This is a genomic window from Eoetvoesiella caeni, assembly GCF_003315175.1.
Taxonomy (GTDB): domain Bacteria; phylum Pseudomonadota; class Gammaproteobacteria; order Burkholderiales; family Burkholderiaceae_B; genus Eoetvoesia; species Eoetvoesia caeni.
Map to the genome: position 1 here is coordinate 40,119 of NZ_QNRQ01000016.1, position 22,572 is coordinate 62,690.

General features: G+C 53.1%; 14 protein-coding genes. 12 read left to right on the plus strand and 2 right to left on the minus strand.

Annotated elements, in window-relative coordinates:
• The first annotated feature begins 29 nt into the window (after nt 1–29).
• Together DFR37_RS20105 and DFR37_RS20110 are read left to right on the plus strand one after the other, a co-directional pair.
• Nucleotides 30–2,030 (plus strand): LodA/GoxA family CTQ-dependent oxidase, encoded by a 2,001-nt coding sequence (locus DFR37_RS20105; RefSeq protein ID WP_113934968.1) that lies wholly within the window; start codon nt 30–32, stop codon nt 2,028–2,030.
• A 3-nt stretch (nt 2,031–2,033) separates the two neighbouring features.
• Nucleotides 2,034–3,239: an NAD(P)/FAD-dependent oxidoreductase gene (locus DFR37_RS20110; protein ID WP_113934969.1), complete on the plus strand. Its 1,206-nt coding sequence runs from the start codon at nt 2,034–2,036 to the stop codon at nt 3,237–3,239.
• A gap of 77 nt (nt 3,240–3,316) precedes the next feature.
• Here the strand turns inward: DFR37_RS20110 and DFR37_RS20115 are convergent, their stop codons facing one another.
• The gene (locus DFR37_RS20115) at nt 3,317–4,603 is read right to left on the minus strand and encodes an arsenic transporter (RefSeq protein WP_113934970.1); all 1,287 of its coding nucleotides are present in this window, start codon (nt 4,601–4,603) and stop codon (nt 3,317–3,319) included.
• 63 nt (nt 4,604–4,666) lie between these two features.
• Nucleotides 4,667–5,008: an ArsR/SmtB family transcription factor gene (locus DFR37_RS20120; protein WP_113934971.1), complete on the minus strand. Its 342-nt coding sequence runs from the start codon at nt 5,006–5,008 to the stop codon at nt 4,667–4,669.
• 695 nt (nt 5,009–5,703) lie between these two features.
• Here DFR37_RS20120 and DFR37_RS20125 point away from each other — a divergent pair.
• The 10 genes from DFR37_RS20125 to galE all read left to right on the plus strand — a co-directional run bounded on the left by DFR37_RS20125 (nt 5,704) and on the right by galE (nt 22,385).
• Nucleotides 5,704–8,415: a bifunctional glycoside hydrolase/polysaccharide deacetylase family protein gene (locus DFR37_RS20125; RefSeq protein ID WP_170139963.1), complete on the plus strand. Its 2,712-nt coding sequence runs from the start codon at nt 5,704–5,706 to the stop codon at nt 8,413–8,415.
• Complete coding sequence (locus DFR37_RS20130) at nt 8,408–13,546, plus strand: tetratricopeptide repeat protein (protein WP_147251640.1); 5,139 nt, start codon at nt 8,408–8,410, stop codon at nt 13,544–13,546. Before DFR37_RS20125 ends, DFR37_RS20130 begins: the two co-directional genes overlap by 8 nt.
• A gap of 66 nt (nt 13,547–13,612) precedes the next feature.
• On the plus strand, nt 13,613–14,149 hold the full coding sequence (locus DFR37_RS20135) for a penicillin-binding protein activator LpoB (RefSeq protein WP_113934974.1): 537 nt from the start codon (nt 13,613–13,615) through the stop codon (nt 14,147–14,149).
• Nucleotides 14,150–14,161: 12 nt separating this feature from the next.
• Nucleotides 14,162–15,541 (plus strand): PelD GGDEF domain-containing protein, encoded by a 1,380-nt coding sequence (locus tag DFR37_RS20140; RefSeq protein WP_242341924.1) that lies wholly within the window; start codon nt 14,162–14,164, stop codon nt 15,539–15,541.
• Between the two features lie 136 nt (nt 15,542–15,677).
• Nucleotides 15,678–16,538: a tetratricopeptide repeat protein gene (locus DFR37_RS22860; protein WP_147251641.1), complete on the plus strand. Its 861-nt coding sequence runs from the start codon at nt 15,678–15,680 to the stop codon at nt 16,536–16,538.
• Nucleotides 16,535–18,088 (plus strand): GT4 family glycosyltransferase PelF, encoded by a 1,554-nt coding sequence (pelF, locus tag DFR37_RS20150; RefSeq protein ID WP_113934977.1) that lies wholly within the window; start codon nt 16,535–16,537, stop codon nt 18,086–18,088. The genes DFR37_RS22860 and pelF overlap by 4 nt, the downstream gene beginning before the upstream one ends.
• Nucleotides 18,088–19,464, plus strand: coding sequence for an exopolysaccharide Pel transporter PelG (gene pelG, locus DFR37_RS20155; RefSeq protein ID WP_113934978.1), 1,377 nt, complete (start codon nt 18,088–18,090; stop codon nt 19,462–19,464). Before pelF ends, pelG begins: the two co-directional genes overlap by 1 nt.
• A 19-nt stretch (nt 19,465–19,483) precedes the next feature.
• Nucleotides 19,484–20,350 carry an endo alpha-1,4 polygalactosaminidase gene (locus DFR37_RS20160; RefSeq protein ID WP_244960425.1) on the plus strand — a complete coding sequence of 289 codons (867 nt, stop codon included), beginning with the start codon at nt 19,484–19,486 and terminating at the stop codon, nt 20,348–20,350.
• Nucleotides 20,351–20,390: 40 nt separating this feature from the next.
• Nucleotides 20,391–21,254: an endo alpha-1,4 polygalactosaminidase gene (locus tag DFR37_RS20165; RefSeq protein ID WP_113934979.1), complete on the plus strand. Its 864-nt coding sequence runs from the start codon at nt 20,391–20,393 to the stop codon at nt 21,252–21,254.
• Nucleotides 21,255–21,368: 114 nt separating this feature from the next.
• The gene (gene galE / locus DFR37_RS20170; RefSeq protein ID WP_113934980.1) at nt 21,369–22,385 is read left to right on the plus strand and encodes a UDP-glucose 4-epimerase GalE; all 1,017 of its coding nucleotides are present in this window, start codon (nt 21,369–21,371) and stop codon (nt 22,383–22,385) included.
• The last annotated feature ends 187 nt before the right edge of the window (nt 22,386–22,572 follow it).

Here is a 22,572-nt window from a genome sequence, read left to right on the forward strand (position 1 = left end):
ATAAAGACAATTTGTAAAGGAGTTGAGCCGTGTCCGAGAATATCAAGAGCATACGCATCCACCCCGGTATCGGCATTGCCCGTATGGGAGACAGTGACGAGTTTTACATCGGTCCCGAAGCGCCGGGGGTCGTGGTCGATCCGGGCGGTAGCGATGGACCGGGGCCGAACGGTGGAACCTACCGCGACAGCGGGGCGCGATTGAAACGCCAGGCGCAGCGGTATCGGGTGTATGCCTATGATGCCAACGACAAGGTCGTCGCAGAGCTCACGTCGGATTCTGGCCTGGTCCAATCCGTACATTGGCGGGTTCATGTCAGGAACATGAAAGCGGCAAATTATGCGTTTCAGGGTGCGTATCTGTTTGACCCTGACGAGTTGCGAAACCCGTCCGTCCAGCCCGGCAAGAAGCCAATTGAACGTGATAAGTTAATCATCGATCCCGGTGTGCATACGATTGCCTCCGGACAGGCCGGACCGGTTGTCATGAAGGGTGATATTTTCACTGGCATTGAAAAAGGCACGTTGCCAGGCCAATTGCGTTTCGAGGGTTTCACGCCTAAGGACTCTTCGAAAGAGGTCGAGGTCACTTATAAAGCCGCCAAGGATATCGAGCTGGGGCAGCTTCGCCTCGATTCCAAAGACCGTCTGCTGTTCGTTCCCGCGCCGGGGAAAGGCGAATGTGTCACGACACCGAAGGTTGCGTTGTCGAACCCAAGTGAAACGGTCAACCCTCCGAACGGTCCCGACAACGGTAAAAACCCATTGACGAACCAGTTTGCCTATTTCAACATTCCAGGCTGGTGGGACGATACCTGCGGCGGTGAAATCGACGTCACGGTCACGCTCAAGGACGGCACTGTCTTGAGCACACGCGACAACGTGAAATCGGCCACGGACGAAGGCACGAGGAACCCGCGGGCAGGGGCATGGATCGTCACCGCACCACCGAAGTTTGCTCCCCACATGTACCATGTGGTGTCGATTCTGGATCGCGTCTACGAGGCGTTTCCCGAAGCTTACCCCTACGCCAAGCAGAAGACGAATTTCTACCGCGATGTCTATCCGGTGTTTGCCAACGCGGTGAACTACGGCTGGGTAAGCGCCGAGGCTTCGGGTGTCATGGGCAAGACAAAGAACCTTGCCCATGGTCCGAAGCAGCCAGGCAACTTGCTCAGCCCAGGGTACATAGCGGCGTTGGCCGATCCAGCAGAACAAAGCAAGCCGATAAGACAGATGATCTATGGTCTGATGCGGCGTGCACCCGGCAAGAACGGGCGGCTGGTCGATTCGTTGTTGCCCGCCCCCCCGCAGCGGCCAATCAGTTGGAAAAACGAAGAGTTTCAACGCTCCGAGGACGACACCAAGATGCCCAAGCTGTGGGGCACGGGGGGCAAACCGGCGCAGAATAAGCAACTGGGCAACAATTTCCCGGATCAATTCCTGAGCTTGACCGACTTGCAGTTGAATCATCTGAAGGAGTGGGCAGACGGAAACTTTGAGGTCGGTGTTCCGCCAAAACCCGTCTCCCTAGAGCAATTGCCATTGGCCCAGCAGCCGCATGCCCTCGACAGCTCGGCGCTCGAACCGACCATCGGTGGTGGCTTTCACCCGGGTATCGAGTTCCCCTACTTGATCATCTATCGCGAGAATTTCGCCGAGGCGTTTCGCGTGAATAAAGGCATTGAGCCGGGCTCTGTTGCTGCCTATATGTCTAGTCCGTGGCAGGGCGACTTCTGGTCGTGCAACAATGCATGGTGGCCGACACAACGGCCAGACATCGTTTTTGAGTATGATGCAAAAGACAAGACCAGAACCTATAAGGAATGGTTCCGCGGATACGATGCTGACGGTGAACCGCTATCGTCCACCGATGGTTACAACCAAATGGCTTTTGCTTGGTCGAAACTGGGAATGGTGCTTCCAATCAAGACCGAGGATGGCAGTTTCCTGAAAGACAACGGCCAGATCGTATTCGTCGAACAAGAACGTGATCCCGCATTGAACCGGCCACCCGCCAAAGACAAATAACTCGTGCCATCGACCCTGCCCGACCTGGCCGAGCCAACATGGGACGTTGTTATCGTCGGTGCGGGGCCAGCGGGAGCCGCAACCGCGATTACGCTGGCCAGGTTTGGCCAGCGTGTGCTTTTGGTGGAAGAGCGGGTATCTACTAGCTTCAAGCTGGGTGAATCGCTGCCACCAACCTCTATCGGTCTGGTCAAACACTTCCTGGGCGACCCTGAAGATCCAGAACAGCAACTTCCCGGCCTTTTCAGAACGGCCGGCAACGTTTCTCTATGGGCGACCGAACAGGCCGATATCGCGGATTTTTTCTTCACGTCGACCGGGTTCGGCCTGTGTGTCGAACGTTTGGCTTTCGACGAGGCCCTGCGCTTAAGTGCGCTTGCAGCCGGTGTGACCTTGCTCAAGGGTGTCCGCTTCCAGTCCTGCGCGCGCATCGCTGACAATACTTTCAATTGGCAATTGACGCTAGCCTCGGAAACACAGACGCGGCAGTATCGCGCCCGTTATTTGGTCGACTGTTCCGGTCGGCGATCGGTCGTGGCCAGAACGCTCAATGTCCAGACCGTCGACAACGACGACCGCCTGTTCGCCTACGCACAATGGTTTTCCTGCGCCGGCGACGATGATGACCGCTATACCCGGATCGAGGCCGGTCCACACGGCTGGTGGTATAGCAACCGCTTGCCAGGAACTGAAGACAACCAAAGCAGGCGATTGGTGGTTTTTCATTCCGACAAGGATCTCCCAGCGGCGAGAATGGCTGCGCGTAGGGAAGGCTTTGATCAGTTGCTGGACGACTCGACGCATATCACGCCATTGCTCAAAGCCAGGGGTTATCATCCTTGCGGGACAATCCGTGGCGCACCGGCCAATAGCCAACGATTACAAGATTTCTGCGGTGACGCCTGGATGGCGGTGGGCGATGCGGCGCAAGCCTATGATCCACTGTCGTCGCAAGGCATCGACAAAGCGCTCAGAACTGCCAGCCACGCCGGACATATGATCCACTACGCGCTGACAGACTGTCCGCAGGGCACAGTGGGATTGGACAGCCGCAATGAGTACATTCATCAATACGATGAGCAACAGCACCAACTCTGGCAAACGTACTTGTCGCAACGCGACTTCTATTATGGTATCCAGCCCCGCTGGTCTGATGAGCCCTTCTGGCAACGCCGGCGGCAGTTGGCGAAAGAAGCCAATCCTTCCTAACTTAAATTGGAGTACACCAAGGTGGGGCAGCAGTAGCCGCCGCATGGCTCCGGCCAAGCACACCATGTATAAGTCGTTTATAACGCGCCCAAGCGCACGGCAAGTGCCGCCAAGGTAACGAGCAAGACGGGCAAAGTCAGCACGATACCCACTTTGAAGTAGTATCCCCACGTGATAGTCATTCCCTTGCGCGCCAGCACGTGTAGCCACAGGAGTGTGGCAAGGCTGCCGATGGGGGTGATCTTGGGCCCAAGGTCGCTACCAATGATATTGGCATAGATCATGGCTTCCTTGATTACACCTGTTGCCTGACTGGCATCAATGGAAAGCGCTCCGACCAGAACAGTAGGCAAATTATTCATGATGGACGAGAGCAGGGCGGTCAGCACGCCGGTGCCCAAAGTAGCCGCCCACAAACCATGGCTGGCCAAATAATCGAGCAAGCCGGCTATCATTTCCGTCAGTCCAGCATTGCGCAGCCCATAAACAACCAAGTACATGCCTAGAGAGAAAATCACGATAGGCCAGGGTGCTTCGCGTACGACTTTGCGTGTGCTGATCACATGTCCGCGGCCTGCGACAATGAGCAGCGCCAGTGCACCCAGGGCGGCGATGGCACTGATCGGTACGCCAACCCCTTCAAGGGTAAAAAAGCTGATCAGCAGCAGCCCCAGTACTACCCAGCCGGCGCGAAAGGTCGCAAGGTCGCGAATCGCCGCTTTGGGCTGCTTGAGCTGATTGTCGTCGTAATGAACCGGGATACTGCGATGAAAATACAGCAACAGAACCAGCAAGGTAGCCGCAACGGAAACAAAGTTGACCGGAACCATGACCGCGGCATATCGGGCGAAGCTGATATCGAAAAAATCTGCTGAAACGATATTGACGAGATTGGACACAATAAGAGGAAGACTGCCCGTGTCGGCTATAAAGCCTGCCGCCATGACGAAGGCCAGTGTAGCGGCGGGAGTGAACCCTAACGCTAATAGCATGGCCATGACAATAGGCGTCAGAATCAAGGCAGCACCGTCATTGGCAAAGAACGCGGAAACCGTCGCTCCCAACAAAACAATCAGCGCGAATAACAGCCGACCACGTCCGCCGCCCCATCTTGCTACGTGCAGCGCCGTCCATTCGAAAAAACCGGCTTCATCCAAGAGCAAACTGATAATGATGATCGCCACGAACGTGCCGGTAGCGTTCCAGACAATGTGCCAAACAACGGGGATGTCGCCCAGACTGACTACACCAAAAACCAGTGCCAGCACAGCACCGATTGAGGCGCTCCAGCCAATGTTCAAGCCGCGTGGCTGCCAAATAACCAAAATAATGGTGACAATAAAAATTAATAGTGCAGCAAGCACGTTGGATCTCTCTTTACGACAAACGGGAAGGTGCCCTAAGCGGGCGGGTACATCAATTAAGGGCTAGTCGCGGGTTCTCTCGGTGGCAATACAAGAACCGACGCTTACGGGCGTGCATGGGTTCCCACCACAGCAGTTCTCGGAGAGGTAAGCCAGAAGCGAATTCATGACTGCGTATTCGGCTGAATAAAAAACGAAGCGGCCCTCTTGACGGGACGATAACAATCCGGCGTTGACCAGTTCCTTCAGGTGAAAGGAAAGCGAAGAGGGTGGAATCCCCACCAGCTCCGACAGGTGGCCGGCAGCTAACCCCGCAGGCCCCGCTTGTACCAGGTAGCGATATGCTTGCAATCGAGATTCGTGAGCGATGGCGGCGAGCGCTCGGACTATATTTTTCGTTTCCATTAATCAATAATACTCGAAATATCAAAATGAAGAAACCCAAATGCTGCCGTAACTGAAAAACGCGATAGGTGCAAGGTACGCGAGGAGAACAGTGGTCGATTCGGCAAGGGCGAACTCGATACGACGCCGATTCAGTGGCTGGGATAGGGAGGCATTTGGCTGTGCATTGGCCTGGATCAAACCGCTGTGGAATCGTCTGATTGAGGCGGCGTCTCAGCAGGCAGGAGATTCCCCTCAAGTCCGCAACTTTCTGACGCCACGCAATGAATTTACATTGTGAAAAGGATGTTATTTGTGTCACAATATATATGGCTTCAGTTTTCTGGCTTAATACATGCAGCTTATTGTCTTGTAAGGGAAATAGTCTTCCGTTTAATTGCTTACTACAGCGCTTTTCATGGAATTTGATTGGCTTTTCTTTAGATGGTGTGACGTTCGTTACACCATGTACAGTGTCTAAAAAGCGGGTAATGTATTAGTTGGTGTTGTGGTATTGCTACAGACAAAGTAGTTACATATAAGAATAAATTCTAATCGTTAATTGTAACCGAGATCAATCAAATATGAAGTTGTGGCGGGAGACAGGTAAACGTGAAGTGAGGCCCCCGGAGGGGACCTACTTCTTTAAAGTAGGTTCTCATTTGTGCAGTACATTTCGTCACGCAATTAGTCCTGTCGTGGCGGGGGTTGCTACGATGTTAGCAGTACTGCTGTTCTGCGGGTCAGCGCAGGCGGCAGCTCCCAGCGCAAACGCGCAAAATCCGCCTAATGTGGCTTTTTATTATCAGGATGATCTGCCTATAGATGAGCTGCAGGCGTTCGACATCGTCGTCGTCGACCCTACGCAAGTGGCCCTGCCCAAGGCCGATCTCGCGCCGCATACGGCTTGGTTCGCACGTTTAGATCTGCACGCTCAGGCAGGCACTAAGTCCGCTGGCGAAATCGTTAGCCAGTTGGTAACCCCTTTGTGGAACAAGGGCTATCGTGGGCTGTTGCTGGATGATGGTTCCACCCTTGGCGAGGCCACAGCGAAGTCTGATCAGTGGCTGCAGCAAGTAATGCAGGCGATTCACACTGAGTATCCGCAGATCCGCCTCATGTTGCGCAACCATCTGGAGCTGGCTCAGGTACGTGCGCAAGATCTTTATGCCTCCGTAGTCGATTCACTGTATTACCAGCCTAGAGGCTCAGGATCATTCTTGGCCATGGTGCCTGATTCTTTACGTGCTAGCGTGCTGCAGCAGGTCAAGACTTTACAGGCTAGTACAGGACTTCCCGTCGTTGCCATTGACTACTGCGCCGTCAATGACAAGCAGTGTCGGCGTCAAACCGCCAGCCAGCTTATTTCTGATGGAGTCATCCCTTTTGTCACTGCTCCAGGCATGGCAACCGTGGGCATTGGCCGGATTGAGGTCATGCCGCGCAAGATATTGTTGGTACAAGTTGTGGGTGCGGGGCAGCCACTCGACGAGACAGTTGGTGTGCACAGTATTGCAATGCCGCTTAATTATCTGGGCTACGACATTCAGTACGCAAATATTAACGGCAGGCTTCCCAGTGGGATTACCAATGATCGCTACGCGGGTATTGTCGTGTCCGTGGATCGCGCCGTGCGTAATTCGGGTGTCTGGAGCCAATGGCTGCTGGCGCGGATTCGCGAGGGCACACGCGTGGCTGTATTCGGTCAGTTTGGCTTTCCTATCGACACGCAGACGGCCAGAACCTTGAGTCTTGAGGTTGTGCCGGGTACGGCGCCGGTGGGTAGTGCGCCACAAGTGGTAGGCAAGTCGTCGATGATGGGGTTTGAGGTTATGCCCAACGCCGATATCCGGGATGCTGTAGGGATACGCGTCGATTCTTCGGGGAAATCGCTGCTTCGGCTGAAAGCGAATCAATATATCTACGATGCGGCTGGGTTGACTCCGTGGGGCGGGTTTTCGCTTAACCCCTATTCCGTATTCAGTCTTGGTGCTCTCGGACAAGACCGCTGGGCAATTCAGCCCATCCAGTTCTTGCAGCAGGCGCTGGCCTTGCCCATGATGCCCGTTCCGGACGTGACCACTGAAAACGGGCGCCGTCTGCTGTTCACGCACGTCGACGGAGATGGGTTTGCCTCGCGTGGTGAATTTTCGGGTTCAACCGGTAAGTACAGCGGGGAGATCTTATACGATCAGATTTTCACGCGCTATAAAATTCCCATGCAGCTATCTGTTATTGAAGGTGAAATGGGTGCTGCGGGAATGTACCCTAAGCTGGCGCCCATACTAGAGCCTATTGCCCGTAAGATGTTCGCGCTGCCCAATGTTGAAATTGCATCACACACTTTTTCTCATCCCTTCAATCTAGAGCAGATCGACGAGCAGACGGGCAAACGCATGGCGGGAAAGCCGAATCCCGAATGGGGTGGGGACGATGCGTTTTCCCTGGATATTCCGCACTACGAGTTCGATGTAAATCGCGAGATCAAAGGCACGATTGACTATATCAACCAGCGTCTTGCACCGCCCGGAAAATCTGTGCTGTCTGTGTTTTGGCCCGGAGACGCGGCGGCACCCAAAATAGCGCTGCGCCGTGCTGCCCAGGCAGGGGTGCTAAATATCAATGGTGGCGACACCGTTATAACCAAGAGCAAGAATAGTTGGACAAATATTGCGCCCTACGGCGTGGCCAAGGGGAACGAGCCCGATGAGTATCAGGTTTATGCCTCGATCATGAATGAAAATGTGTACACGGACGACTGGCAAGGACCTTTCTATGGTTTCGACCGCGTACTCGAAACTTTTGAGATGACCAACAAGCCGATTCGGTTCAAGGCCATTGATATTTACTATCATTTTTATTCTGGCACGAAGACGGCGTCCCTTAAGGCGTTGCATACCATCTTCGATGACGTTCTGAAGCAAGCTGTATTTCCTATTTTCACCACGGAATACATCAAAAAGGTGTTGGATTGGCGCAGCGTAGCTATTGCGCGTGAGGGCAATCGCTGGATCGTCAGGTCGGGCCAGAACCTGCGTGAGTTGCGGTGGTCTGGCGCAGGCGTTCCTGATCTGTCTTCGGCGTCAAATGTGTCCGGGTACTTGCCGGGCCCGGGTGGCTTATATATTCATATGGGTGGGGACCAGGCGTCTTTCACCATTGTTCCAGCGCAGACTAAGTCTGTTCCATATATAGCTGAAGCGTCCGGTTTTGTACGTCAGTTCGAGCGCACAGACAAAGGAATGCAATTTGAGTTTGGAGGCTATTACAAGCCTTTTATGAAGCTCAACGATGCATTGGGGTGCAAGGTCAGCATTGATGGAAAATCTGCTGTAGCGACAGGCAAGACAGGAGCATTGCAGTTGAACGTTAGCGGCAACGCTGCTAAACCTGTTGCCTATCATTTGGTCAAGGTGAATTGTGAATAACGATCGCGAACGATTATGCCCTTTGAGGTTTTCTGTGGTGATCGGGCTCGGAATTGTGGTGGCTTTGGCGACAGCTTATCCACGTGGCGACGGGCTTGCACGTAGCCTTTCGTCGCAACCTGCTTCTGAGTTGTCGGTGGCCTATTTGGAGGCCTCACTGCGTGCGCAACCCAGCTCGCCAGAGTATATGAATCTGCTGGCGACTCAGTACGTCAAGCTTGGCAGGTGGCAGCAGGCAATTCAGGTGGCGGACAGGCTCGAGCAACTGGCTAAGGACGGCAAGGCCCGCGAGCAAGCTTTGTTGATCAAAGTTGCTGCGACTGAACAGATGACTTATGAGGTCTCGCCAGACGATCCGCGCAGGGCGGAAAGGGTGGCTCGTTTTACCCAGGTGCTGGAAGAAACCTCACAGTACACCTGGAACGTTTCCGCGATGAAATCATTCGCCGAAATGGCCCGTCAGATCGGGGCGAAAGAGGTAATGACTGACTATTACCGCAAGCTAGCCGCCACGGACGCTGGGAATTCGGCACCGTGGCTCGAAAAAATAGGTGAAGTTGCGTTGGCGCATCAGGCCTATGACGACGCTGCCCTCGCTTATTTTTCGGCCTATGATGCTTCGCATACTTTGGACGCCAGACGTCATTATTTTATAGAGGCACTGAAGGCGCTCGAATCGGGAAATCTGGTTGATCGTGCATGCAGTGAAGGCGCGAAGCGTATAGACGCAGACCTAGCTCGTGATCCTCAGACTTTACGTTATCTCCTTGACCTGGCTCGACAGGCTAATCGTACTGACTTGGTTAGCCGGTATGCGCGTGCTTTGATACAGGTTCTGCCTTTGAGCATGGCTACTGTGCACCGGGCAAGTCTTATGGCGGCCGGGCCACGCGCCAGTGCAGTGCCTATCCCTTTGTATCAGGACGCGCTACCCAGGACGCGCTATCTGGCGCAAATGGTCGCCACGCAGGAAAAATCGCCGACAGCGGTCAAGCCAACTGTTGAAGCCCATGGCGTGCGTACAGATACACATGCAGAATACGAGCTTGTTTTCACTGCATTTGTTGAAAGCGGCCAGTTGGACGATGCCGAGCAGGTGGCACGTAAAGCGCTGGCAGCGCATATGGATCCTCCGGTATGGACACGGCGTCTGGCTGAAGTGGCTCAATGGAATAACCACCCAGACGAAGCACTAAAGTACTGGCAGTTGTATGCGCAGTCCTCGGGTAGCGGCCAGGCCTGGAGTAACGTGCTTACACTAGCTCCGCAATTGGATGACGACCAAGCTTATCTTGTAGCCTGGAAGCATACTGAGGCTGATAGCGAGCGCAATGCGACGGATTCCGAAGCCGGGCTGAACTCTCTGCTGGGCCGATACATGCAGTTAGGACACTGGGAGTCTGCCCAGCGCGTTGTCGACGGGCTGAAAGGAAAGGGTACGGCAAAGACGCAGCAAAAGGTGCTTTGGCTGGACACAGTAGTCGCTGAGCAACTGGCATACAGGTTTCCACCTGATAATCCAGGACGTGGCCAGGGGATGACGCATTATGTCGATGTGCTCAAGCAAACGACCGAGTATAAGTGGGATATTCCCGCTATGACCCAACTTGCAAAAATGGCGGGGCAAGCCGGAGCAGAATCAGTCAAAGAGCATTATTACCAGGCATTGGCGTCGACCGATGTGAGTAATGCTTCGAAGTGGCAAGAGCAGCTTGGAGAAGCCGCACTGGGTCGGCAGGCATACGACGAGGCGGCTAAGGCATATTTCGCCGCGCAAGATACGGCTTCGACGCTCGTAGACAAGCGGCGTAATTTTATCGCCGGGCTTAAGGCGTTGGTCTCGGGGGATCAGGTAGGTCGTGCCAGCAGCGAAGGAGAGAAGAGGGCGGGCGATCTTGCCAAAGATCCTGAAACCTTGCGCTATTTGATCAATGTAGCTCGACAAGCAAGCAACAGAGAGCTGATGGGGCTTTACGCGCGGAATCTAATTAAGTACGCAGATCAAAGCCGCCACGATATCAACCAATACTCAGGATATGCGGATTATGCGGCTTATGCTGCGGCCAATCATGTCGCTTTGGCTAAACTGGATCGTCTTCAGCTCTACAAAAAGTTGGTTCGGGACAACGCTCTTCTCAAGGCTACTGACCAGACAGGCATGCGTCTTGTCGCGCAGACCGAAGTGAAAGAGGGAGCAACAGACACGGCCACTAAAAGCAGCGATTATGATCTGGCGTTCCAGGCCTTTGTTGAAAGTAACCAGCTCAACGAAGCTGAGAAGTTGGCTCGCAGCGCTCTGGAACACCATCTCGATCCGCTCATATGGACGCGGCGGCTGGCCCAGATTGCCCAATGGAACAAGCACCCTGACGTAGCACTGAAGTATTGGTTGCAGTTTGCCAAGGAGTCAGGCAGCGACGAAGCTTGGGAAAATGTGCTGAAGCTTGCGCCGCAGCTTGATAACGACCAGGCCTATCTTGCCGCCCTTATCCATGCGGCAGATCGTTCCCCCGGTAACCTGCCGCTGCAAGACAAGGTAGTAGCGGCCTACGAGCGCCTGGGGCAGCCCGAGGCGGGCATGGCTTATCTCAACAGTCGGGCCAAGGGCGCGGTGCGCCGTCCCCTGCTAGAGCGTTACGCGGCACTTGCCGATCGATCCGGCGACGACAAGATCGCATTGCAGGCATATCGGAAGCTTTTGGTGGCTTACCCCGCCAGTTCCGTTTATGCGACGCATGTGGCCAGTCTCGAGTATCAGCAAGGTAATATGGCCGAAGCTTTGGCAGTCTTGCGCGATGTCCGAAGCAAAGTCGGCGACGACGCTGAAGCGGCACCTTATTGGCGTTTGTACGCCGAGCTAGCGCGTCAAACTCAAAACGACAAGGATGCTGAGTTCGCTTACAAGCATTTGCTGGCGACTGGGCAGTCTGATGCGCCGGACCTGACGGCGATGACCTATTTTTATCAGGCTCATCCGATTGACGCGGGCAGGGTTGCCGAGATGCAGTTTCGCAAGGACAGCTCTAGTGCCGCTCTGGCTTTTGCAATGCAATACTATACCGCTGCGGACGCTTGGCCGCGCATTCATACCTTGCTGGCAAGCCTTACCCCGGAACAACAGGCACAGTTCCATAACTCGGCCGCACTTTTGGCCGCACGCGCAGAATATTATCTGCATACTCAGCGCTGGGATGCTGCGTTGATTGATTTACGGCGTGCTGTGTTATTGCCGGATGCCGATGATGAAACCCGCATAACTTATTTGTGGGCCCTGGTTGATTTTGGGACTGACGAAGAACTAAATAAAGCTGTTACGAAGTGGCGCTCCATTGCCAAGATCAATTCGGGTTACTGGGGCGCGTTTGCCGCTGCGGAACTGCGTATTGGGCACCCCGCGCGAGCCCTTGTGTATTTGCGCCAGCAACGTGTGCAATCCGGTGATGATCCTCTCTGGTTGATGTCGCTGGCCGATGCTGAAGAGGCCTCGGGCAATACGAGCCAGGCTTGGGATCTTCGCCGCAAGAGCTGGAGTATTTTGCAGCATAAGGCGACGACTGGTCAGCTTGGCGACGTTTCAGGATTGGGCGTTAAGTTGAAGAAGGGAGATAAAGGACAGCGCCTGAATTCCGCTGATAGTCTTGATCTGATCGCGGCTCGCGTAACCTTAAGTCAGACGTTCGCCAATGGGACTTATTCCCGCGCTTTGCTCGTCGACATGCTGAAGCAGGAAGGGAGCAAGCCTGGGGCGGCTGCGGTAGCCAATTCTATCTTGGCCGATAATCCCGGCTTGCCTACACTCAATGAGGTGTTCGCTACGCCTAGTACTAAGCCGGTTGTGGGCTCGATTGCGAGTAAGCACCTCGAGCGTGAACGCTATATCAATGCCGTCGCCAAATCCACGGTAATGGCCTGGGCTGTTAGCGGTGAGTATAACGATCTGGGCCGCGCTTGGTTAGCACGCGAATATGCAAATCGTCTGTTGCGGCCTGCCGATGCTGAGATAGCTTTAGCCCTTGCATCCAATGATAAAGAAACGCTGGCCCGCGTACTCGATTCTCAACAAGGCCGCGTTTCCACTACCAACCGTATTGCCGCTTTGGTTCAAACGGGCCGCACAAGCGAGGGTGAAACAGTAGCGTTTCATGCGGCGCAGGGTGCGCCCGATAATGATGATCTGCACGCGACCATGGTAGAGACATTAATGCGCGATCGTCCGTACGTTGGGGCTGACGTAATGGGTTCTTGGTCTACTCCCCTGCGTTACGTTCAAAGCTCGGTAGCAGGCGGCCTCAAACTAACTAGTCGCATAGGTCTGAATTTCGAAGCTGTGCAACGCAACCAGCAAACGACAGATACAGATCAATTGGCGTGGGTCCCGGCGCACGACCGTGAGTTCAACCTGACACTAAGCGACAAGACCATAGACCGCGCTATGTCGCTAACTGTCGGTAATCGAAATGCAGTCAAGTCCTTCTATACGGGGCTATTACAAGGCGAGTTTGATCGCCGTGGTCCCTTGACTACTAGCTTTGCCGTAGGCATCAACCAGTTCACTGATTTGACTCCGCAGATGCAGGTCGGTGCCACAAAGGATCTCGCGCGCGTCGGTATGGACTGGAACCCCGAGTCGCGCTGGTTTGTACAGAGCGCTTTCGAAGTTAACCGTTATCATGCCCAGGACCGTGCATATATGGGCCGTGGATACGACTTGTCAGGCGCGATAGGCTACCGGGTTCGTTCGGAGTTTCCAGACTGGAACATCCGCGTTGTGGGTAGCCGTGGCATTTATGGTGTAAGCAATAATGTGATTTCTTCGCTGGGCTCACTCTTGCCGCCGGGAGAAATCCCGTCCGCGACTGAGTTTATGCCGCAAAACTATACGCAGTACGGGCTGATGGTGGGGTTGGGCACGGATGACCGCAACACATATTCGCGACCTTGGCGGCCTTTTGTGGATGTTGGTTATGTGCATGATAGTAACCAGGGCTGGGGTCCACAAGTAAACCTGGGCTTAAGCGGGCCCGTACTGGGCAATGATCACTTGCGAATTTTCTATGTTCATGAGTCTGCAGCAAGAGGCAGTGGCCAGCGCGTGTCGCAAATAGGTTTGTCGTATCGATTATTTTATTAAGCCGTGGCTGCGCACAGAACACGGCACTCACATTGATTGTTATTTAACGGAAACCGGAGCAAGAACATGAAAAATTTAGGTCTAAGTAAACTGTGTCGGTGGGGTTGTGTTGCTTTGTTGACGGTGCTGGCAGGTTGTTCGACGCTGGACGTCAGCAGTAATGCACCCATGCTGGCAAAAGCCGACCAACTGGCGGTATTGCCTATTGCCAACTATACCGAAACGCCCGACGCAGGTCAGCGTGCCCAAAGCATTGCGCAAAGCATTTTGCACCAGAAAGGATTGGTGGTGCAGCAATATCCGAATGACGATGCTGCTGACTCTTTGATTGGTGGTGCGGACCATAACCAGGCCCAGGCTCTGGACTGGGCACGCAAGAGCGGCGCGCAGTATGCTCTGGGCGGTTCGGTCCAAGAGTGGCGCTATAAAGTAGGTGTGGATGGCGAGCCCGTTGCAGGCCTGACCTTCAACCTGATCGATCTAAAAAGCGGAGCAGTGGTTTGGAGTGCTACCGGTAGTCGCAGCGGTTGGAGCCGTTCTAGTGTCGCCGGTGTGGGCCAGACGCTGATTCGGCAACTACTGTCACCATTGACGTCACGATAAGGATAGACTGCCGTGCAATCCGCTACGTTAAAGCAACAGGCTGTGTCCAAAGCTCGAAAAACTGATTCTATGGGACGGATTGGGCGGTACGGTCGTATGCTTGCTCCGGCAGCGGCCCGCCCGAGTGCGATCCTTGAAGTCGTCATCGGCATGGTCGTGATTGTCGGCATATGTTACGCGATCCGACCCGCCGATCCGATTTTGTTGGGCATCGGTTTCCCGTGGATTTGGCTGGCTGCTACGGTCTTTGCGGTGCGTTACGGAGCATCGTTGGGTGTGCTGGCGGGTTTGTGCATTGCCGTGGCGTGGGCATTGCTCTATGGCACTAGTGGCGATGCCGAGTTTCCAACTATGCTTTTTGTCGGTGGATTCGCGCAACTCGTGATTACAGGGCATTTTTGTGATGTATGGGCCAACCGTATGAAGCGCATGCAAAGTGCGCAGGACTATCTGGATGATCGTCTGGCGTCCTTGACCAATAATCATTATCTGCTGCGTATTTCTCACCAAAATTTAGAAAGAACGTTGCTGACCCAGCCTTCGACCTTGCGCGATGCTGTGCGGTATTTGCGTGATCTGCCTGTGTCGAATGCCCAAGACGAGACGCTCCCCAACGCTCAGTCCATGCTTGAGTTCGCGGCTCGTAGTTGTCAGCTTGGGGCGGCATCTGTATTTTGTGTGTCTGGCAACGGGCCCAAGTTTAGAGTTGTTGCGTCGGTGGGCGAAAGCTTCGCTCTCGATGCCGATGACCCTCTTGTTCGGGAGTGCTTGGAACAACGTGTTTTGGTTCATTTGCGTCATATAGATAACGAAGAAAGCGCGTACCTCGCGTGTGTCCCCATCATTTCGGCATCGCAAGAGCTAATGGGTATTCTGGTAGTTCGGTTAATGCCTTTTCTCTCGCTGAATTTTGACAATCTGCAGTTGTTGCTGGTGCTGCTTAGCTATTATGCGGACAGCATTGAGCAGCAGGAAATCGTGACGTCTGTGCAGGCCGGCGTAAGTCAATGTCCGTACGAGTTCGCGCTTGAGATTGGGCGTCTTGGCCATATGCAGCAGATTAGCGGGGTACCTTCTTCACTTGTTGCATTGGTATTCCCGCACGAACCACTAGCAGAGTCGTTGTTAAACCAAGTATTGCGGCAACACCGAGCGCTAGATTTGCGATGGACTTTCAATACGGAGCACGCACAAGTCCTTATTACCCTCATGCCGTTGACGGATGAAAATGGCATTAGCGGGTATCTATTGAGACTTGAGGACGAGTTCCGCAAGCAGTTCGATACGAATCTAACAGAGGCGCATGTGGCGGTGCACATTGGGGCTATCGATGCCAATCTCGCGACCTACGGGTTGGAAGGAATACTAGAGCGGTGTGGTTATCGTGCTTAGACTCCTGTTCGCTTGCGTCCTTGCCTTATTAGCGTGCTTTACACAGGCGTTAGCTGTACGTACGCTTTGGGCACCCGTTGGTTCGCTTGACCCAGTCTTGGTGTTTTTCCTGTGGCAAATAGTCGCGGCGTTTGTAATGGCGTTCTTTGTTTTGAGCGCCATGCCTTCGCATTATCACCACCCTCGGGGCGGGGCGTTCATCCACATTTTTGCAATCAGCTTGTTTCTTCCTGTTGCGGGTCCGCTTCTATTCCTGAGCCTCATTGTAGTAGCGATGGTATTCCCTCGGGCCGACAGTCCGGCGGATTCATATTGGGTTGAGGCTCCAAAATTTGTTACTTATCTGGCTTCTCGGGTGAAACACGGAGCGGGAGCTCGGCTGCGTGCTCGCCTTGACAACCATGAGGGAGCATCTGATGACCGTGTGGCAGCGATGGTTGCGATGAGAACGCTGCCGCCTCACATCACTGGAGGCATGTTGCGCGACTTGCTGTCTGATCCCGACGAGGAAATTCGCTTGCTGGCGTATGGCGTAGTCGACAATGCAGAAAAAAAGATCATGCAGCAGATCTTTATGGCACAAGAGCAAATGCCCGAAGCAGTCACTATTACGGAACAAGCGGATATCAATGCTCGTCTTGCCGAATTGTATTGGGAGCTGATTTATCAGAACCTCGTGCAAGGTGAAGTCTACAACTACACTCTCGAACGGGTCGAACACTATGCTCGCGAGGCAGTCACCCAGAATGACACATTGGCTTCCATGTATTATTTGCTCGGACGTTGTGCGCTATTGCGCAATAAGCCGAACGAGGCCAAAGAGTACCTCCAGCGAGCGCTGTTTAATCAATTTCCTGTCGAACGCTTGTTGCCCTGGTTGGGTGAAGTAGCGTTTCTGCAACACGACTACAGTCGGCTGGGTGAAATACTGCGTCCTTTGGATAACGGCACCTTGTCACCAACACTGCAGTCTACTGTGAACTACTGGTCTAAATGAATACGAATCTGAACCGCCAGGCGAAATCAGCTGATATCGCTCTGTTGCTAGAAGGCACGTTTCCGTACGTATCGGGAGGGGTGTCATCATGGGTCAATCAAATGATTCGGTCATTTCCCGAGATAACTTTTGCTGTCGTGTTTATTGGTAGTCGGCGCCAGGATTATGGCAAGCCGCGTTATGAACTGCCCGATAACGTCGTGCATTTCGAAGAGCACTACATTCATGAGTCGTCTGCTCCGACGCTAGTACGGGCTAGTGAAGGCAATCGGCCGGCTTTCGAGCGCGTGGCAGCGATGCATGACTCCTTTCGCAACGACAAAAGCCTTGGTGCCATCGGTAAGCTGATGCGGGAGATCATTCCGATGATGGCTGATGGCGGCGCCATTAGCGAACAGCAGTTCTTGAACAGCAAGAGCTCTTGGGATTCAATTACGGAAAACTACGAGAAATTCTGTACGGATCCGTCGTTCACGGATTATTTTTGGACGATACGCATAATGCATAAGCCTCTGTGGCAGCTTGCGCGTATCAGCGAAAACTTGATCCCGGTCAAAATGTATCACACCGTATCCACAGGCTATGCTGGTTTTCTTGGTGCACTACTGCGTTTTCGTACTGCCCGTCCTTTGCTGGTGTCCGAGCACGGCATTTACACGAAGGAACGCAAGATCGATCTGCTTCAAAGCGAATGGATTCGCGATAATCGTGGCCTCTTTGAAAAGGATATTTCTCAGGTCAGCTATTTTCAAGATCTGTGGGTGCGTTTCTTCGAAGTGATGGGCAAGGTTTGTTACGAAGCCGCTGACGATATCGTCTCCTTGTACGAAGCCAATCGCCGGCGACAGCATCGCGACGGGGCGCCCGAAGAGAAGACGCAATGTATCCCTAATGGTATTGATGTATCTCGCTTCGCCGCGTTGCGCGCGCAACGGGCTGCCAGCGTGCCACCTGTCGTAGCACTCATTGGGCGGGTTGTACCTATCAAGGACATCAAGACTTTCATCCGCGCCATTTTTATCGTCAGTCGCAAGCTACCCGCGGTTCAAGGGTGGATCGTCGGTCCAGAAACAGAAGACCCAGAGTACGTCCGTGAATGCCACGAGTTGGTGAGTAGCCTCGGTGTTGGGAGTAACTTGAAGTTCTTAGGCTTTAGAAAGGTTGACGAGCTGTTGCCCGAAATTGGGCTGGTTGCCCTCAGCTCGATTAGCGAGGCGCTTCCGTTGGTGGTACTAGAAGCGTTTGCCGCGGGCGTGCCAGTTGTGACAACCGATGTTGGATCGTGTCGCGAACTGATCGAAGGTGTCGATGCCGATGACAAGGCTTTAGGGAGCGCCGGATCGGTAGTGCAAATTGCAAGCCCAGAGCATCTGGCAAAGGCCATGCTCGAATTATTCGAAAACACAGACATGTGGCAAGCCGCTCAGCAGACAGGTATAGCGCGAGTCGAACGCTACTATACAGACGTGCGCATGAAGGACAGTTATCGCAAGATCTATGAAAGTCTGATGAGCAGCCAGACTGTTGAAAGTGCTCAAGGAGATCAGTAATGGCTGGCATAGGGTTTGAATTACGCAAGATACTGAAGCGTGAGAGTCTCTCAAGCACGCTGTCAGCGTACCTCTACGCCGGGGTTATTAGTGCAGGGCCGCTGATCCTGTCGATATTTGGCATTTTGCTTATTGGCGTACTGAGTTTGTCAGTTGTTGAGCCGCCAACGCGTATAGTGCAGTTCCAGGTATCTGTGACTTACCTGATAGCAGCTAGTCTTATTGTTACGGGTGCGCTTCAACTTTCGTTTACGCGTTTTATTTCGGATCGTCTGTTCGAGAAAAAACCCGACCGTGTTTTGCCTAGCTATAACGCGGTGACGCTTGTTGCTACGGTAGTGACGGGTGTATTGGGGCTGGTACTAGCATTGACTACATTCCAACATGAATCGGTTATGTACCGAATGCTGATGTTGGTCGGGTTTGTTATTGTTAGTAATATCTGGATTTGCGTTATCTTTCTGACCAGCATAAAGCAGTACAGAGCTATCATCCTGACGTTTTTCATTGGCTATTCCGTAACGGTAGTTTTCGCTGTGGCGCTTAACCGTTTCGGCCTGGAAGGTTTGCTTGGTGGTTTTGTATTCGGGCACCTTGTACTGCTGATTGGGCTGGCCAGTCTTATCCATCGAAATTACGATTCCGACGATTACATCTCCTGGGAAGTATTCGACCGGCGCTTTGCGTACCCCACTTTGATTTTTGTGGGTTTGTTGTTCAATCTGGGCGTGTGGCTCGACAAGTTCATGTTCTGGTTTTCGGGGACAGGTCAGAACGTGATCGGGCCATTGCGCGCATCGGTCATCTACGATGTCCCGGTGTTTATCGCTTATATATGCATTATTCCTGGCATGGCTGTTTTTTTACTACGGCTTGAAACGGATTTTGTGGATCACTACGATGGTTACTACCGGGCTGTTCGCACTGGCGACACACTTGCACAGATACGCAATATGCGCAATAACATGGTGCGTAGTGCCCGAATCGGTTTGTACGAAATTCTCAAGATTCAGGCCGTTGTGGTATTGCTGATTTTCGCGTTCGGCGACAAGTTGTTGCGCCTGATCGGTATTTCAACGTTGTATTTACCGTTGTTGCATATCGATGTTATTGCAGCAAGCTTGCAGGTTCTTTTCTTGGGCATTCTCAATATTTTCTTTTACCTTGATAAGCGTCTTATTGTCTTGGTGCTGACTGCTACGTTTGTAGTGCTCAATGGTTTATTCACTTGGATTACCCAGGTCATAGGTCCTAATGTTTATGGTTACGGTTTTGCAGGTGCATTACTGCTAGTGGTATTGCTTGGTACGTATCTACTGGACCGGCGCTTTGATGACCTGGAATACGATACGTATATGTTGCAGAAAAGTTCGTGAATACATAAGGTTGTCGTGCATGCGGTATACATCTTTGTTTAGTTGCATCCGCGATAGCTTGCGTGTGTTGTTTGGGCTGGCCATGACATACAGCTTTGGTGTGGCGCCCGCCTGGGCCCAGCAGCCATTGCGAAATATAGCCTTTTATTATGGAGCCGCGCCCGACGTCAAGTCGTTGCAACAGTTTCAGTTTGCGGTGCTGGAGCCCGATAGCGGCTTTGTGCCTGCCGCTGCTCGAGACAAGAAGACTCAATGGATTGCCTATATCAGCGTGGGTGAGGTCGCCAGTTCGCGCAGCTATTATTCAGCCATCCCAAAGTCGTGGGTTATTGGCCATAATGCCGAATGGCATTCAGAGGTCATTGATCAAAGTGCGCCGGGCTGGCCCAAGTTCTTTGTTGACAATGTGGTTGCGCCGTTATGGAAGAAGGGCTATCGAGGCTTTTTCCTTGATACACTTGACTCTTACCAATTGGTGGTGAAGAGCGACGAGCAGCGAGAGCAGGCACGCAAAGGGTTAGTTGCAGTTATACGAGCTATCCATCGTCGTTTTCCGACAGCGGTGTTGATACTGAACCGAGGCTTCGAGTTATTGCCAGCGGTACACAACGATATCTACGCAGTTGCTTTCGAGTCGCTATTCAAGGGTTGGAGTGAGGCAAATGGCAAATATATCGATGTCCCAAGTGACGCGCGTGTGTGGCTGCTGGCCCAGGTTAACAACGTAACGACGAAATATAAGCTGCCTGTCATTGCAATTGATTATTGTCCGCCTGAAGACCTCCAATGTTCTCGCGATACAGTGAGACGCATCGGGGAATTGAATCTGATTCCTTATGTGGGTGACGGCCGTTTGCAAACACTTAGTCCCATTATCTTAGAATAGGATATTGGGTGCGCTACCGAAACAACGTTTGCGACCCCCTATGCCATACATAAACCATGTGCCCTTGTTTTGTTTGCTGGCGTCTTTCTGCCTTTTAGGTGCATGTAGCAATCCGCCCAGCACACCGAATCTCATAAGTGCAGGTGCGCCGGTTCAGGCTCTCGCCAGATCTCAATGGGTGCCGGCTTTAGGGGATACCTGGCAATGGCAGTTATCTGGCAAGCTAAATACAGCGTACGCTGCAACTGTTTACGATATCGACCTCTTTGATGTGTCGCAAAACACGATTGCCGAGCTCAAATCCAAAGGACAGCGGGTAGTCTGCTACTTTTCGGCCGGCAGTGTTGAGAGCTGGCGCCCGGACTTTAAACGGTTCGCGTCGAAAGATATTGGGGCTGCTCTGAACGGCTGGGCTGGCGAGCGGTGGCTGGATACTCGTTCGACCGCTGTACGCCAGATTATGATTGAACGTCTGGACCTGGCAAAAATTAAAGGTTGTGATGGCGTAGAGCCAGACAATGTCGATGCTTACATGCATCGTTCGGGATTCAAGCTGGATAGCCATGCCCAGATGGATTTCAATCGGTTTTTAGCTGCGTCAGCACATGCGCGCGGGCTGCTCGTCGGTTTAAAAAATGATTTGCCCAACGCTGCCGCTTTGATGCCGTATTTCGATTTTGCTGTCAATGAGCAATGTTTTGAGTATAACGAGTGTGCTGTCTATTCAGTTTTCATCGATGCAGGTAAGCCAGTGTTTAACGCGGAGTACGCACGCCGTTATCAAATAAACACGCATGGCGCACGAGATGAATTATGCCGAAAAGCCAACCTGATGCGTATGCAGACATTGATTTTGTCGGTCGATCTTGATGACTCGGTGCGCTATTCGTGCAGTGAACGTTAATATTGGCTGATGGCGCTTGGCGATATTTTGGCCCTGCTTGCAGACAGATGGCAAGCATAATTTGAGCTTCAAGTGGGCGCAACCCGCATTTATGTAAAAAGGAAATTCTATCTCATGAATTCAACGATATTGGTGACGGGAGGAAGCGGGTTCATTGGTAGCCACACGACAGTTGCGTTGCAGCAAGCGGGTTATCGGGTTTTGATCCTGGATAATCTATGCAATAGCCGGCTTGAGGTATTGTCGCGAATTAAAAAAATTACGGGTACTGAACCCGGATTTGTTAAGGCCGACATCCGTGACAGTAAGGCCTTGGCTGCAGTCTTCCAGAGCAATCGAATCGCAGCTGTTATGCATTTTGCCGGTCTCAAAGCCGTCGGCGAATCCAACCAGCAGCCGCTCCAGTACTACGACAATAACGTCAATGGTAGCGTGCAACTGCTGACTGTCATGAAGCAGGCGGGCGTCAAAGTATTTGTTTTTTCGTCTTCGGCTACAGTTTACGGTGACCCACAGAGGTTGCCGTTAACCGAAGACCATCCGCGCTCCGCAACGAATCCCTATGGGCATACCAAGCTGGTGGTCGAGGATATACTGGAAAGCCTTTACAAGGCCGAGGGCGACTGGCGCATTGCACGTTTGCGTTACTTCAACCCCGTTGGGGCGCATCCCAGCGGCCTGATAGGCGAGGCGCCACAGGGTACTCCTAATAACCTAATGCCCTATGTGGCCCAGGTAGCGGTGGGTGCGCGGCCCCGCCTGCAGATATTTGGGGGCGATTACAACACGGCTGACGGTACCGGGGTGCGCGACTACATTCACGTCACTGACCTGGCGCAAGGTCATGTGGCAGCTCTGCGTTATTGCGAACAAATGCAGGACGAGCTTTTGACCGTGAACCTAGGCACCGGTAAAGGCTATTCGGTGCTGGAGATGGTACATGCCTTCGAGCAGGCTAGTTCCAAACCCATCGCTTACGATATTGTCGGCCGTCGTGCCGGCGATATTGCGGCATGTTGGGCCGATACGACGCAGGCAGAACGCAAGCTGGGCTGGCGCGCCAGCAAGAGCATCAAAGAGATGTGCGACGACGCATGGCGCTGGCAAGTGGCCCCTGGCAGTTGGGCGTGATGAAGATCAGGGTTGGCCCAAATAGGTCGGCGATCCGCTTAATTGGCGGATAATATCTGTAAACCGGACAAATTGAAACGTCGCTTACTGGGTCGCCGCTGGGCAGTGTTTGCTTAGAAACTGTTGTTTTATATTAACGGTGCGTGTTCGAAAAGCTGGGGTTTATTTTGGCCTGTTTACTTTGGTA